The following is a 14,704-nucleotide window of genomic DNA, read 5'->3' as shown; positions in this document are numbered from 1 at the left end:
CCGGCCCGCCAAGGCCGCTCGTCAGTGCCCTCTGTCATCACGGTGCTCCTCCGTTTCGGGTCCAGGCTTGTGAGCGGCGGTGTCGTGCCGACTGGTCGTTCCCGCCCGGGTCGGGCTCGAGGGCGGCCTCGAGGGCGGCGGCCGCTCGCTGGTCGCCGGCGGGCAGGGCGTGGGCGTAGCGGTCCAGGGTGGTGCTGGCGCTGGCGTGCCCGAGCCGGGCGGCCACGTCCCGGACCGGGACCCCGGCCCCGAGGGCGACGGTGGCGGCGAAGTGGCGCAGGTCGTGGAAGCGGGCCCGGCCGCCGCAGAGGGTCCGCCAGCGATGCGTCAGGGTGTCGGGGCTCACCGGCCGGCTGGCGTCGGGGGCGTAGCTGAGGAGGTAGGGGTCAGGCGGAAGGGCCAGGCCAGCGGCCGCGGCACGGCGCCGCTGCCAGGCCTGGTGCTCCTCCACCAGGCGCAGGGCCGCTGGGCCGAGGGCGATCCGGCGGACCCGGCCGGTCTTCGTCGGCCCGACCACGAGCCGCCCCTCGTGCCGGCCGAGGCTGGCGCCGAGCAGCAGCGTCCCCCCGGACCGGTCGACCGCCGACCAGCGCAGGGCGCAGAGCTCTCCCCGCCGGGCGCCGCTCAGCGCGGCCAGGGACGCCGCCAAGGCGAGCACCGGGTCCTCGGCCCGAGCGGCTGCCAGCCAGCCCCGCACCTCGGCCGGGTCCGGCACCCCTGGCGTCTGGAGGGGGCGGCCCGAGGGCGGCGAGGCCCGGGTCGCCGGGTTGGTCGCCAGCAGGTCCCAGCGGACCGCCTGGGCCAGGGCCGCCCGGATCATGGCGTGGAGCCGCCGCACCGTGCCCGGAGCGAGGCCCTCGGCGAGCCAGGCCCCGTAGGCGGCGTCGAGGTGGAAGGCCCGCAGCTCCCCGAGCCGCAGGGCGCCGAGGCGGGGCACGAGGCGGTTGGTCACGTAGCCCCGGTGCGTCGCCAGGGTGCTCGGACGCCGTCGGCCCTCCAGGGACGCCAGCCACGCCCAGAGCAGGTCGGCGACGGTCATGGTCGGCTCACCCAGGGCCCCGGCTCCCGCCCGGTGCCCCGGTCCAGCCCCGGGGTCCGCCGCCCCAGGCGCCTCGGCCCTGGAGCCCCCGCCGCTTCGTCCCGCCGCCTCTTGCATGCCCGCCGCTGGCACCCTAGGTTGTGCTGCCCGGCCCGACAAGGGGCTCTTCGCCGCGTGGCCGGGACAGGCCTGGGTAGCTCAGCCGGTAGAGCAGCGCACTCGTAATGCGCAGGTCAGGGGTTCGAGTCCCCTCCCAGGCTCGGGCCAGGGGGCGCGCGGCGCTCTGCGCCCGCCTCGGATCCGCCCATCGTCCGCTGCCGAGGCCCTCGAGCGAGCCGTCCGCGACCACAGGGCCGGGTTTCTTCAGTGTCCCGGGGTGCTCGGGGGCCGCCCCACTGGTCGCGAAAACGCACGTTCATCCCAGATTGCGGAAGAAGGCAACGGATCTGGCCATGAACACGCGCTTCGCCTACGATGACACCGTGCTACTCCGCTTCGGGCTGGAGAACCATCGCTCCGTCCTCGAGCGCGTGGAGCTCAGCATGGTGGCCGTCGACCGGCACCGACCCGCTGCCCGGCCGCTGCCCGGCCGGTCGGAGCGGGTGCTCACCACAGCCGTGCTCTTCGGGCCGAACGCCTCGGGGAAGACCAACGTCCTCCGGGGCCTGGTGTGGCTTGCGGCGGCGGTCGGGGAGTCGCTGCGGTTCTGGGAGCAGAGCGTGCCCCGGGAGCCGTGCCGCTTCGGGGATGGGCCGACGAGGCCGTCGACCTTCGAGGTGGAGCTGTTGGTCGACGGGGTCCACAGCGCGTACCGGCTCGTCGTCGACGACCAGCGCGTCTTGGAAGAAGCCCTTGCTGTCTACCCGCTTCGCCGTCGACGGGTCCTCTTCGAGCGGACCCGGGACGAGGTGCGGTTCCGGCGCGGGCTGGGCGAGCTGGCAGCGGGGATTCGACCCCTGCTCAGGCGGACGAGCCTGGTCCTCTCAGCCGTCCTGCAGCTCCCCGAACCTGCGGCAGGGACCGAGGCTGCGGCGGTGGTGGGCGTCGCTCGCGCCCTCCAGGGCTTCACCTACCGGGTGCCGAGACGGCTACCGGTGCCTGCAGGGTTCCCGCCAGAAGGAATCGTCGTCCTCGACCCCCCCTGGGTCCCCACGGCCCAGCTCCTCGGCCTTGAGACCGAGGAGAAACCGCAATTTCGGCAGGCGGTGGTCGGGTTCCTCACGGCGGCGGACCTCGGCGTGGCTGACGCCACGGTCGTCGAGCACGCCCCGCCACGGGACGGCTTGCGGTGGTGGCAGACCCGGCACCCGGTGCTCGTGCACCAGGTCGAGGGTCGAACGGTCGAGCTGGACCTCCTCGAGGAGTCGAGTGGCACTCAGACGTGGTTCAGCCTCGTCGGTCCAGTCCTCCAAGCGCTCCGGTCCGGAGCCGTGGTTCTCCTCGACGAGCTGGACGCCAGCTTGCACCCGGACCTCTCGGCGCGGCTCGTCCAGCTCTTCCAGGACCGGAGGACGAACCCCGCTGGTGCCCAGCTCCTTTGCACGGCGCACGACCCGAGCCTGCTTCGGAGCCTCAATCGGGACGAGGTCTGGTTCACCGAGCGAACCCCGCAGGGGACGACCAGCCTCGTGGCCTTGAGCGACTTCGGCGGCGACCAGGTCCGCCGCTCCACCGACCTCGAGCGGGCCTACCTCCGCGGTCGGTTCGGGGCCCAGCCCCTCCTCGACGACCCCCGGTTTGAGGAGGTCCTCGCCCAGCTCCGAGAGTCGCCAGCCCTCGTCGGGCCGCGGTGACCGGTCGGCAGAGGCGAGGGCCCGGGCGGTCGGAACTGCGCCGGTCCGCCGTCGGTCGACGGCAGCCTCGTCGGACCGTCACCGTGTACTGCGAGGGAGCCGTGACGGAGCCGCAGTACCTTGCGATGCTCCGACGCCTGCCCGAGGTACGACAGGCCGTGGCACTCAGGTGGTGCCCCCTGGCCATTCCGGGGCCGGTGGGCCGCTGGAGATGGTCCAACGCGCCCGTGAGAACCTTCGGGACGGTGACGGGCAGGACGACGAGATCTGGTGCGTCTTCGACGTCGAGTGCCCCGAGCCACACCCGACCCTGCGCGAAGCGGTGCAGCGTGCGCGCCAAGAGAAGATCTGCCTGGCCGTGTCGAACCCGTGCTTCGAGCTGTGGCTGATCCTTCACCACAAGACCCACAACAGCTACCTCACGAGCGCGCAGGCGACTGCCCTTCGGGCCGAGCTGGACCGCTCGACCGGGAAGAAGGTCGATGCCGCTTGCTACGCCATGCCCGAGCGGCTCGCGGCGGCGCTGCAGCGAGCCCGCGACCTAGCGGCGACGCACCGGGACAACGGGACGACCTTCCCGGAGGACAACCCGTCCTCAGGGATGTCCGAGCTTCTCGCCTCCTGCGGGCTCGACCCCCAGCAGCTTTCCCCGCCGTCGTGAGCCGCCCTCGGCCCGGGCCGCCTACGCTGCCGGGCTTGTGAGCGAGGCCACGGCGCCCACGGGCGGGCACGAGGGGCTGACGGGGCCGGTCGGGGTGGCGGTGCAGACCGTCCGCTACGGCCAGGACCCCCGGTGGCTGGCCGAGCGGTGGGCCCCAGCCCTCGCCCAGGCCCTGGAGGTGGCGACGGCCGAGGGGCGGCTGCGGGAGGCGGTGGTGCGCGTCGGGGACTGCTCGCCCGAGCCGCTTTCGCTCGTGGCCCAGGGCGCCCTGGCCGCCGCCCAGCTCCCCCAGCCGATGCCGGGGGCACGAAAGGCTCCGGACCGGCCTGGGCGAGGCCCCCGCCCGCCTCGGGTTCCTGCAGGATGCGCTCTGGGGCCGGCCGATCGCTGACGTGGTGCTGGCCGACGTGCTCGAGCACCTCCCCGACCCCGGCGGGCATCCCCCAGGAGACCCACCTGGGGTTCCTTGACCGCGAGGACCAGGACCTCGGGATCCTCCTCCCCCCGGTTCCCGACGGCGACCTGATACCTGGTCGCCCGGGCCCGATGGGTGCCGACCTGCAGGTCACGTTCGGTGGGCGAGGGCGTCGGCCGGCTGCCCAGGCCGCCGAGGGTCGGGACCCCAGGGTGCCGACGGGCGTCGGCTCAGGTCGACCGGGCCCGGACCCGTCGCACTCTGGCTGGGGACGAGCCCGGGACGGTCCTTGGTGCCGGGGTCGGGGTGGAGCGGGCCCGGGAGGCACCTGGCCGAGGGCCCCGGCCCTGACTTCGCGCCGCCGCCTCCCCCGAGCTCCGGTCCGGCTTGCGAGGCCCCAGGGGCCCGGGTCGTGCAGGAGAGGGAGACCCACCTTGTTTTTTCTCCCTGACGTCTGGCCGGCTCGACGGGGGGTACCGATGTGCCGTCCCTCGCTCGTGGGGGCGCCCCCCGACCCTGGACCCGGCCAGGCGTGATCCCACCCGGCATCGAGCTCCTCCCCTCGAAGCAACGGACAGTGGCGACGAGGACCTGAAGCAGCTCTGCCGTGCCACCACCGCTCACTGAGGGTGCTGAAAGCTCGGGATCGAAGAACGCGCGTCACGAAAGCGGCCTCCCGAGGGTTGGAGTGGGGTAGGGTCAGGGTGCCTCGTCGAGGCGGTGTCGGCGCGTGGCGCGGGCAGCGGCTGTCGGCGGGTGCCGTGACGACAACAGCAAGCCCCCGAGGAGGCAGAGCCTTGAAAGACAGATTGTCCAGATATCGCTGAGGCGCAACCGCGCTCCTGCTCGGCATCGGCGCCATCGGAGGTGTCGTCGGCGCCGGGTTGGCGAGCGGCGTGGCGTTCGCGGCAGACAGCTTGGCGGTCGGGTCGACGATCAGTGCGGTGAGCGCCCCGTCGCTGCCCTCGACGGGGACGAACCAAGCCGGCAACCTCGACCTGAGCATCGCCAGCGGTTCGACGATCTCCTCCGGCGACACCATCGAGCTCACCCTCACACCCGGAACGACCTCCGCAGGCACCGTGGACTGGGCGTCGAACCCGGTGGTCTCGGCCAACGGCATCACCGTGACCGCGGAGACGGGCGCCGGATCGTCGACGGAGGCCCTCACCCTCGGGGCGCTGCCCTCGGGCGGATCGGCGACCATCGACCTGTCGAACGTCGTGTACGACACCAGCGGTGCCGAGGGGTCGTGGACCGTCGTGGCGGGGCTCTACACCAGTACCAGTAGTGGCGTCCTCGTCGGGACGTTCAGCCCGTCGACCGGCGTGGCGAACGCCACCTTCCCGGGTGTGCCGACCGGCTTCGTGCTCACGGCGGGCTCGACACCGACCATCTCGTCGGGTGTCAACGACCAGGCCGCGGGCAACTTCAACCTCGGCCTCTACGGTGCCGACGGCGAATCGTGGACGGCCGGTGAGACCGTGACCATCGCCGCCGAGGTGCCGGGGACCACCACGAACTGCACCGGGACGTTCACCGCTCCGCAGGAGGTCGGGTTCGCGACCACGCCGACGGCGTCGGTGACGGCGGTCAGCGGCGACGTGAGCACCACGCCGACCGTCTCGGTTTCGCTGGCCCAGAGCTCGGCGTGTTCGGGGACCAGCAACGACGACGAGCTGGTCGTGAAGTTCACGAACTCGGGGACGCTCACCAACTCGACGGCGACCACGTACTCGAGCCCCTCGGCCACGATCACGCTGAGCGGCGTGGAGTACGACGTGACCACAGCGACCCCGGGTGGCCTGGTGCCGATCACGGCGACCTCGACCGGGACCACGGTCGTTGACGGCGCGGATGTGGCAGTGACGAGCCTGGCGGTCGCCGCCACGACGGGCCCGTCGAACGCGGATGTTTCGCCGGTGGCGCTCGTGGCGAACACCCCGCCGGTCGTGCTGGCGTCGAACCTCCTGAGCGGCTCGATCAGCAACATCGAGATCAAGGAGTCCGCGGCTGACCAGGTGGGTAGCGGGACGGTGACGGCCACGCTCGCGGCAACGAGCGGGACGACGCCGACGTTCGTGGGCTCGCCGACGGTGAGTGTGAGCGGCGGCGCGGCCACTGTCGGCACGACGGTGACCGGCACGGGGACTGACGCCCTGAGCTTCACCGTGACGGCGCCCTCGAGCACCGGCCCGGCGACCTACACCCTGTCGAACCTGGCGGTCGACACCTCGGGCACCGGCGCCGGCCCCGTCACCGTGAAGGTCACCTTCACGGCCGGCAGCGGGACCCCGACCGCGACGTCGCCGATCGGTCCGGTGACGGCGTTCACCGTCGGGCAGGCGACCCAGATCTACGGGCAGACCGCGAACGCCACGGCCGCCGCGGAGTTCGAGACGGCCTTCCCCTACGGCAAGGGTGACTGCCCGGCCACCGGCGCTGCCGTCCTCGCGACCTCGCAGTTCTACTCGGACGCCCTCGTGGCGAGCTACATGGCCGAGAACCTGGGCACCGGCATCCTGCTCACCGACACGAACACCCTCTCGAGCTCGGCGCTGACCGCCCTGCGCCTCGAGGGCATCACGACGGTGTACGTGGTCGGTGGTCCGGACGCGGTGAGCTCGGCAGTGGTGAACCAGCTCGAGTCCACACCGTCGTACACCTGCGGTGGAACGTCGGAGCGGACACTCGCATCAGGTGCGACGCAGGATCTCAAGGTCGTCCAGACCGAGGGCCAGACCTACGGGCAGACCCTGTTCGGCACGTCGAAGGACATCGCTGAGTACTTCGGCAGCGGGGCGGTGGGCAGCCTGTCGATCGATGGCGCCTACGGCATGTACAACAACACCACCCCGGCCGGGAACGAGACCAGCGCGCCGAACACCACGGCTGCCCTGCCGACGGCCATCGTGGCGACGGGCGGCGGGTTCCAGGACGCCATTTCGGCCTCCGGCCTGGCCTACGCCGAGCACCTGCCGATCCTGCTGGCCCCGACGAGCACCATGCCGGCCAGCCTGCAGACCACCGGCATGAACGACCTCGAGGCTGCCATCAACGACCTCGGTATCAAGCAGGTGATCGTGGTCGGTGGCCCCGACGCCGTGAGCAACACGGTCGTGAGCGACCTGGAGTCCTCGACGGGCGTGTCCGTGCTGCGGATCGCCGGCCAGGACTACACGGCGACCGCCACTGAGCTCGCGGACTTCGAGGCGAACGCCTCGTTGAACAGCGCCGGGGAAGCCGAAGGGCTCGGCAACTCTGCGAGCGGTGCAACGGTGGACTACGGAAAGATCGCGACCGTGGCGGTCGCCCGGGGCGACTTCTACACCGACGCCCTCGCCGGCTCGCCGATCACCGGTGGTGTGGTGGACGGTGCCGCACCGACGACGGACACGCCGATCCCGCAGCTGCTGACCGAGAACCCGTCGACGGTCGGCCAGTACCTCACCACGTTCCTGAACGGTGCGGGTACGGTCGGGGGTCTTCGGTGGCCCCGAGGCCGTCCAGCCGTCGACCATCTCGGCGATGGAGAACGACCTGAACGGCTGAGCTGGTCCACCGACCGGCACGACGCCGATCGCAGTGGGCGGGGCCCTTCGGGGCCCCGCCCACTGTCGCGTTTTCCCTCGTTACAAGGGATGCGTCCTCCGAGTACGGTGGTGATCCACCGATGCAGACGGATACGGTGTGAGCTTCCAACGGAAGAACAACGCAGGGACGGGGGCGCGTCACCGGGCTCGGGCCGAGAAGGCGTCAGGTCCGAACAGGCGGTGCTCGGGCCCCAGGCAGAAGGGGAGGGGCGAGGGATGCTGGGGGTTCGAGGACGCTCACGGTGGGCTCGTCGGGGACCCGGTGCACCGGAGGGTCGGCGCCAGGCCCTACGGCTCCTCACCGGCCTCCTGCTCGGCATGACGAGCATGTTCGGGGCCGGGCTCATCGGCCTCCTCACGAGCGGCGTCGCGGGTGCACAGACCGCCATCACCACCTGCACCTGGACCGCAGCGGGCGGGAACGAGGACTAGAGCACCGCGGCGAACTGGGACTGCGGGACCGGCACCAGCAATGGGCCACCGACCAGCGCCGACGCCGTGGTGTTCCCCGCGACGGTCCCGAGCGGCGGTGGCTCGCCGGTCGTGGACCAGGATGAGAGCGTCGTCAGCGTGAGCTTCGACGCTGCCTACACCCTGACGATCGCCGCCGGCGCCACCCTTACGCTGGACCCCTACGACAGCGGCAACGGCTCGTCACCGTACGCTGCCATCGACGACGCGGGCGCGGGGACGGTCACGATCAGCGGAGCGTCCTCCACGAGCACGATCGACCTGGCCGGAACCGTTGCAAGCATCCTGATGGGAGGCGGCGGCACCCTCGACCTGGAGGTGCCCCTGACCGGAGGCTCGTCGTCGTTCGCCTTCGGCATCACCACCAGCACCAGTGCGGGAGGCACGGTCAACCTTGATGCTGCCTCCACCTACCAGGGATCAACGACCATCGCTCCTGAGGTCACGTCGTTCAGCGTGAACCTCGAGGTGGCTGACGCCCTCCCGTCCTCAACCGTCCTCGTGGTCAACGGCTCGCCGACCATCGGCCTCGCCGGGGACGACCAGACCGTGGCCGGTTTGGACGGAGGGACACCGTCAGCGACGATCGAGGCGACGAGCGGAACGCCGGTGCTGACCGTCGCAGGGAGCGGCACCTACGCGGGTGCGCTCGCCGGCAACCTTGGTCTCACCGTGACTGCGAACGGTCGGTTGAGCCTGACCGGATCGAGCAACTACAGCGGGTCGACGCTGATCGACGACGGTGCCGACGTGGTGGCGTGGAACAGCCAGTCCTTCGGGCAGACCAGTGGCGTGACGGTGGCCGCTGCTGGGTCGGTCCAGTTGGAGAACTCTGGGACGCCGATCACGGTGGACGTGCCCCTCACCCTCGGATCGGGCCATGGCGGCCAGGACAACCTCGAGGACCTCGGTGGCGGCGACACCTGGGCTGGCCCGATCACCCTGACGAGCGGATCGACCGAGCTTCTCGAGAACGGGTCGTCGTCCGGGGCGTTCGTCGTCAGCGGTGCCCTGGACGGTGCAGGCTCGCTGGAGGTCGAGTCGTTGAGCGGCCAGCCGGTCGTGCTCGAAGCACCGAGCCCGAACTTTGCCGGTACGACAACGGTCGAGGCCGGTCCCCTCGAGCTCTCGAGCACGAACGCCCTCGGCGGGACCAGCACTCCTGGTTCCGGCGGGCAGGTCACCGTCGACCGGCTCGGGACCGTCGAGCTCTACAAGAGCGGCGGCTCCAACGGAAACCCGGTGTCGGTCACCATCCCGAACCCGGTGACGGCCCTGGCCGGTGCGACGTTGTCGACCCTGGAGTACCACGTGGACGGCACTTTCTCGGGTCCTATCGTGCTGAACGGGCCGGGCAACGTGATCGTCGACGTCGGCACCGACGACAACCTGTACCTGACCGGTCAGATCAGCGGGAGCGGTGGCCTGGAGACCATCGGCCCCTACACGCTCTTCCTCGCTGCCCCGAACACCTACACCGGCGGCACGATCGTGACCAGCGGCGGCACGCTCGTGGTGCAGGCGAGCGACGGACTCGGGACGGGGCCGGTCGACGACCCCAACGAAGGACCGCTGCTCCTCTCCCCGGGGATCACCCTGCCGAACGCTGCCACGATCGAGGGGTCGAGTTACTGCGGCGGGGTGCTCTGCACCTTCGGTGCCGGCTCGGAACCCGTGACCTGGTCCGGACCGATCGACCTGATCGGCGCCACGAGCTTCGCGGCGAACTACCAAGGGGCCACCGCTCCCCTCGAGATCACGGGCGCGATCAGCGGGAGCGAGCCGCTCACGGTGAACGGCCCGGTGGTTCTGGCCGGGCAGAACACCTACACCGGCTCGACCACGGTGGCGAGCGGGACGCTCACGGTGAACGGTTCGAGCGACGCCAGCACCGGGGTGACCATCGACGGGGGCGCCACCCTTGCCGGGAACGGCACCGTGTCGCAGATCTCGACGATCGGCTGCTCGACGAGCGACCCCTGCACGGTCTCGCCAGGCGACGCCCCTGGGGCCCTGACGGCCACGGGAACGGTCTCCTTCACGAGCGGCTCCACCCTGGCGATCAGCCTCGGCTCGTCGCAGGCCAGCTCGACCGAGTTGGTGGCGGACGGCGGTTCGATCAGCGGGCTGAGCCTGGACGTGCTCGGGGCTGCCAGCGCCCCGTTCGGCACGGTCTACACCATTCTCGGCGATACGAGTTCGTCGGCGTTTGCGGGGCAGCTCTCCTACGACGGCGCTCCACTGACCCAGGGAGAACAGGTCACGATCCTCGGGCAGAAGTACTTGGTCAGCTACGACGGCGGGGACTCGGGTCACGACATCACCCTGACCGATCTCACCGTCGTGAGCGGCGCTGGCGGTGGGGCGGTCGGACCGGTCCTCGTGTCGCTCAGCCCCGACGAGGGTCCCGCGACGGGTGGCACCACGGTCACCATCACCGGGGTCAACCTGAACGGCGCCAGCGCCGTGACCTTCGGGACCACCCCGGCGGCGTCCTTCCAGGTGCTGTCCTCGGGAACCATCGAGGCGGTGGCGCCCGCAGGGACGCCGGGGGCCAGCGTCCCGGTGACCGTGCACGGTCCCGGCTACACCACGAACGCCCTGCCCTTCACCTACGAGACCTCCTCCGCGGCTCCCAGTGGGGGGTATTGGTTGGTCGGGGCGGATGGTGCGGTGTTCAGTTTCGGGGACGCGGAGTACCACGGTGGGGCGAACACGGTGCCTGGTGGGCCGGGCACCGTGTTCGTGGGAGGCACCCTCACAGGCGAGGAGCCCTGAGGCCCGGACCTCCCTTTCGAGTCAGCCGAGTTCGTGGCACGGCGCTCCTCACACTCGTCGGGGAGTGCCGTGCCACGAATCGCGATCAGGATGTTCTCGACTCGGACGGTCGCCCCCACGGGCACGGTCCGTGCCACGCTTGTCGTCCATGGACCCCGCTGCCCAGCCCCGTCCCCGGGCCACCGTGGTGCTCGTGGAGGACGACCCGGCGATCGCCGACCTCGTCGCCCTCTACCTCACCCGGGAGGGCTGGGCGCTGCACCGGGCCACGGATGGGGAGACCGGCCTGGAGCTGGTGACGAGCACCGGGGCGGACCTGGCGGTGGTGGACGTCGGCCTGCCCGGGGGGCTCGACGGGTTCGCCGTGGTCCGGGCGCTGGCGGAGCGCGGAGTGCCGTGCCTGCTGCTGACGGCCCGGGACGAGGAGGCCGACCGGGTCCTCGGCCTGGAGCTCGGAGCCGACGACTACGTGACGAAGCCCTTCTCCCCCCGGGAGCTCGTCGCCCGCTGCAAGGCGATCCTCCGCCGGGCCGCCCGGACCGAACCGCAGAGAGCCGCCCCGCCCGACCCGGTCGCTGCCCCGGCCCCGGCGGTCCTCCGCCTCGGGGAGCTGACCGTCGACCTCAGGCGCCACGAGGCTCGGCTGCGGGGCGACCCGGTGGCCCTTACCACCCGGGAGCTCGCCCTCCTCGCCCACCTGCTCGCCAACCGGGGCCTCGTGCTCAGCCGACGCCAGCTCCTCGACGCCTGCTGGGGCCCGGCCTGGGTGGGGGACGAGCGGACCGTCGACGTCCACGTCGCCCAGCTCCGGCGCAAGCTCGGCGACGCCCTCCCCCTCGCCACCGTCCGGGGCGTCGGCTACCGCCTCGACGAGCCCCCCGCCCCCGGCCCCTCGGGGCGCTGAACCGGTCGGCCAGCGGTGCGCCGGGCCCTCTTCGCTGCCCTGCTCGGCACGGTCCTCGGGGCCCTCGTCCTCGCCGGGGTCGGCACCTTCCTCCTCGCCTCGGCTGGGGCGGCCACCGACGACGCCCGGGTCCTCGCCCAGCAGGTCCGGCGGGTGGCCGCCGAAGCCCCCGTGGTCCTCGCCGTCCGCCGCCCCGCCCTCCGGCGGCGTCTGAGCACCGCGGTGCGGGTGGCCGCCGGGGTCGAGTTCGCCGCCATCCAGCCTCCCGACGCGCTCGTCGCCGGGCACCTCCCCGCCCCCCTCCGGCTCTCGGACCTCCCGGTCAGGCGGCTGCTCGCCGGGGCGGTGGTCTCGGGCAGCCTGGAGGGCGACGTCTACGCCGCCACCAGCCTCCCCGGGGTGCCGGCCAGCGCCCTGGCCACGAGCGGCGCCCCCCGCTTCGCCCGGGCCGGGCCGAACGCCGTGGTGGTGGTCGCCGCGGTGCGCCGCATCCGGGGGGCGGGCCTCGGCGGCGGCTACCTGCTGCTCGTCTCGGCCGCCGTGCTGCTCGTGGCGGCCGGGGTGGCCGCCCTCTTGAGCCGCCGGGTCACCCGGCCCCTCGCCGCCGCCGTGGCCGCCACGGAGCGGCTGGCCGCCGGGGACCTCTCAGTGCGCCTGCCCCCCGATCAGCGCTACCCGGAGCTCGGCTCCCTCGGATCCTCCATCAACGCCCTGGCCGCGGCCCTCGCCGAGTCCCAAGACCGGGAGCGCCAGTTCCTGCTCGCCGTCTCCCACGACCTGCGGACCCCGCTCACCGCCATCGAGGGCTACGCCGAGGCCATCGCCGACGGGGTTGCCCCCGACCCGGCCCAGGCCGCCGCGGTGATCGACGCCGAGGCCCGGCGCCTCGCCCGCCTGGTCGAGGACCTCTTGGACCTGGCCCGGCTCGGGGCCAAGCGCTTCTCGCTGCGGCCCGAGCGCCTCGGCCTCGGGCCCCTCGCCGCCGCGGCGGCCGAGGCCCTGCGGCCCACGATCGAGGGTCTCGGGCTCACCCTCCGCCTCGCCCTCCCCGACCAGGACCCCTTGGCGAGCGTCCTCGACCCCGACCGGGCCCGCCAGGTGCTCGCCAACCTCCTCGAGAACGCCGCCAGCTACGCCCGGCGTAGCGTGGCCCTCGCCGCCTGGCGGGAACCGGGCCCCCCGCCGGGGGTGGTGGCGGTGGCGGTGCTCGACGACGGTCCGGGCATCGCCCCCGCGGAGCTGCCCCGGGTCTTCGAGCCCCTCTACCGCGGCCAGGCCCCCGGCCGGCGGGTCGGCACCGGCCTGGGCCTGGCGATCTGCGCCGAGCTGGTGGGCGCCATGGGCGGGCGGATCGAGGCCCGCTCGCCCGTTCCCCCCGAGCTGGCCCGGCTGCTCGAGGCGCCGGGGGGCCCGGGCACGGCGATGGTGGTGCGGTTCCCGGGCGCGCCCTGAGCTCGGGCGGCGCCCCTCAGGGACGCATGAGCAGGGCGAAGGTCGCCGCCGACATGGCGACGAAGAGGACGGTCTCCCCGGCGAGGAACCAGCCGAAGCGGCGGCCGGCCAGGTGACGGGCCCAGATGAGCACGGCCGGGAAGGCGGCGATGAGCATGCGGGCGTTCGGGGGGGTGCGGATGGACCAGAAGGTGAGCAGGGCGATGCCCCCGGCCCAGACCCCGGTGCCGGGGGTGAGGGTGCGGCGGTGCCGGTGGAGGGCCACGAGGGCGAGGACCAGGAAGACCGCCCCGACCAGGCCGTTCACGAGGTTGAGGTTGAGCGAGGCCAGGTGGGGGACGTGGTGGGTGCGGCTGATGCGCTCGAGCTCCCGGACGAAGACGACGAGGGCGTGGCCGATGAGCTGGAAGGGGGTGCCGCGCTGGTGCCAGCCGTCGGCCTGGGCGAGGTAGGTGGCGAGGGGGGTGCCGGTCCAGGCCCAGAGGAAGCTGGCGTAGCCGGCGATGCCGAGGACCGAGAGCAGCGGGGCGACGAGCACCCGGCGGGAGGCGGGCCGGCGCGCCGGGGCGGGCTCCTCGGTCCCCGGGCCCCGCAGCTCCCGCCAGGCGGCCCAGAGGCAGACCGGGATCATGACGAGGCCGACCGGCTCGACGGTGGCGGCCAGGCTGGCGAGGAGCCCGGCCAGGACCCAGCGGCGGGTGGCGAGGGCCAAGAGGCAGCCGACCGCCAGGGGGACGAGGACCCCTTCGGCGTAGACCATGGAGAAGACGATGGAGCCGGGGAAGAGGCAGAAGACGAGGACCGCCTTCGCGGCCGCCTCGGGCCCCCACCAGCGCCCGGCCAGGCGCCAGACGAGGAAGGTGGCCACGAGGCCCCCGATGGAGGAGACGAGCAGGGCGGCGACGAGGGCCGAGACGAGGAGGAGCTTGGCCACGAGCCAGATGACCACCGGGTAGAGCGGCATGAACCCGAGGGTGGACTGGGTGCGGAGCACCCGGTGGGGGTACCAGTGGGCGACGGTCCGCAGGTACCAGGCGCCGTCGAAGGCCGAGAGGGCCTGGGCGAGCTGCTCGTGGCGGAGCGCCGTGACCACGACGGCCAGGCCGAGGAGCAGGGCCCGGCTGGCGAGGTAGACGGCGGGGGGGAACCAGGGCCAAGCGCTGGCCCGCCGGGCCCAGCCGTCCCCGGGGGGCGGGCCGGCCGGCTCGGGGCCCTCGTCCTCGACCTCGTCCTCGCTCGGCTCGATCCCCGCGGTCGGCGGCGCGTCGGGGGGCGGGGCGAGGACCGCCAGGGCCGGGGCCGGGGCCGGGGGGTCGGCGGGGCTCACGCCGGGTCCGACTCCGAGGGGCCGCGGGGCACGAGCAGGACGAGCACGAGGCCAGGATGCCAGAGGACGGGCCCGAAGCGCACGACCCCCCGGGGGTTCCGTCCCGAGCTGCGGCCCGGGGGCGGGCTGTGGTGAAGTGGGAGCGGGGGGAACGAGAGGGGGTGGGAGGCGTGACGACGTCGGGGACGGTGCGGCGGGTCGACGAGCTGGACCTGCCGGAGCTGGACGTGCTGGGGGTCGAGCGGGCCGAGGCCCTGGAGCGGATCCGGGC

The 14,704-nt window shown here is 73.1% G+C and carries 9 protein-coding genes and 1 tRNA gene; 8 read left to right on the top strand and 2 right to left on the bottom strand.

What is annotated here, in order from left to right; all coding sequences use genetic code 11:
- Positions 1-37 precede the first annotated feature (37 nt).
- Entirely contained in the window at positions 38-1,039 is a 1,002-nt protein-coding gene (locus tag Acit_RS06375; RefSeq protein WP_248107056.1) for a tyrosine-type recombinase/integrase, read from the bottom strand.
- Positions 1,040-1,226: 187 nt separating this feature from the next.
- Here Acit_RS06375 and Acit_RS06370 point away from each other — a divergent pair.
- The 8 genes from Acit_RS06370 to Acit_RS13590 all read left to right on the top strand — a co-directional run bounded on the left by Acit_RS06370 (position 1,227) and on the right by Acit_RS13590 (position 13,106).
- Positions 1,227-1,299: transfer RNA gene (locus Acit_RS06370), tRNA-Thr, on the top strand.
- A gap of 222 nt (positions 1,300-1,521) precedes the next feature.
- Complete coding sequence (locus Acit_RS06365; RefSeq protein ID WP_248107054.1) at positions 1,522-2,832, top strand: AAA family ATPase; 1,311 nt, start codon at positions 1,522-1,524, stop codon at positions 2,830-2,832.
- 169 nt (positions 2,833-3,001) lie between these two features.
- Positions 3,002-3,493: an RloB family protein gene (locus Acit_RS12990; RefSeq protein WP_312709957.1), complete on the top strand. Its 492-nt coding sequence runs from the start codon at positions 3,002-3,004 to the stop codon at positions 3,491-3,493.
- Between the two features lie 37 nt (positions 3,494-3,530).
- A complete protein-coding gene (locus tag Acit_RS06355; RefSeq protein ID WP_248107050.1) occupies positions 3,531-3,884 on the top strand; it encodes a hypothetical protein in 354 nt (117 codons plus the stop codon).
- Between the two features lie 968 nt (positions 3,885-4,852).
- Entirely contained in the window at positions 4,853-7,933 is a 3,081-nt protein-coding gene (locus Acit_RS06350) for a beta strand repeat-containing protein (protein WP_248107048.1), read from the top strand.
- 138 nt (positions 7,934-8,071) lie between these two features.
- Complete coding sequence (locus tag Acit_RS06345; RefSeq protein ID WP_248107046.1) at positions 8,072-10,750, top strand: beta strand repeat-containing protein; 2,679 nt, start codon at positions 8,072-8,074, stop codon at positions 10,748-10,750.
- A 148-nt stretch (positions 10,751-10,898) separates the two neighbouring features.
- Complete coding sequence (locus Acit_RS06340) at positions 10,899-11,654, top strand: response regulator transcription factor (protein ID WP_248107044.1); 756 nt, start codon at positions 10,899-10,901, stop codon at positions 11,652-11,654.
- A gap of 15 nt (positions 11,655-11,669) precedes the next feature.
- Complete coding sequence (locus Acit_RS13590) at positions 11,670-13,106, top strand: sensor histidine kinase (protein WP_248107043.1); 1,437 nt, start codon at positions 11,670-11,672, stop codon at positions 13,104-13,106.
- Positions 13,107-13,122: 16 nt separating this feature from the next.
- Here Acit_RS13590 and Acit_RS06330 read toward each other — a convergent pair whose 3' ends face one another.
- Positions 13,123-14,433 carry a hypothetical protein gene (locus tag Acit_RS06330; protein ID WP_248107041.1) on the bottom strand — a complete coding sequence of 437 codons (1,311 nt, stop codon included), beginning with the start codon at positions 14,431-14,433 and terminating at the stop codon, positions 13,123-13,125.
- Between the last annotated feature and the right edge of the window lie 271 nt (positions 14,434-14,704).

The organism is Aciditerrimonas ferrireducens (genome assembly GCF_023130475.1).
GTDB classification, from domain to species: Bacteria; Actinomycetota; Acidimicrobiia; order Acidimicrobiales; family UBA8190; genus Aciditerrimonas; species Aciditerrimonas ferrireducens.
The sequence above is the reverse complement of the archived record's forward strand: the minus strand, read 5'-3'. Positions and strand labels throughout refer to the sequence as shown.

Bases quoted from the DNA above. Each gene is read 5' to 3' on its own strand.
- Acit_RS06340 (WP_248107044.1), top strand. From the start codon at position 10,899: ATGGACCCCGCTGCCCAGCCCCGTCCCCGGGCCACCGTGGTGCTCGTG.
- Acit_RS06375 (WP_248107056.1), bottom strand. From the start codon at position 1,039: ATGACCGTCGCCGACCTGCTCTGGGCGTGGCTGGCGTCCCTGGAGGGC.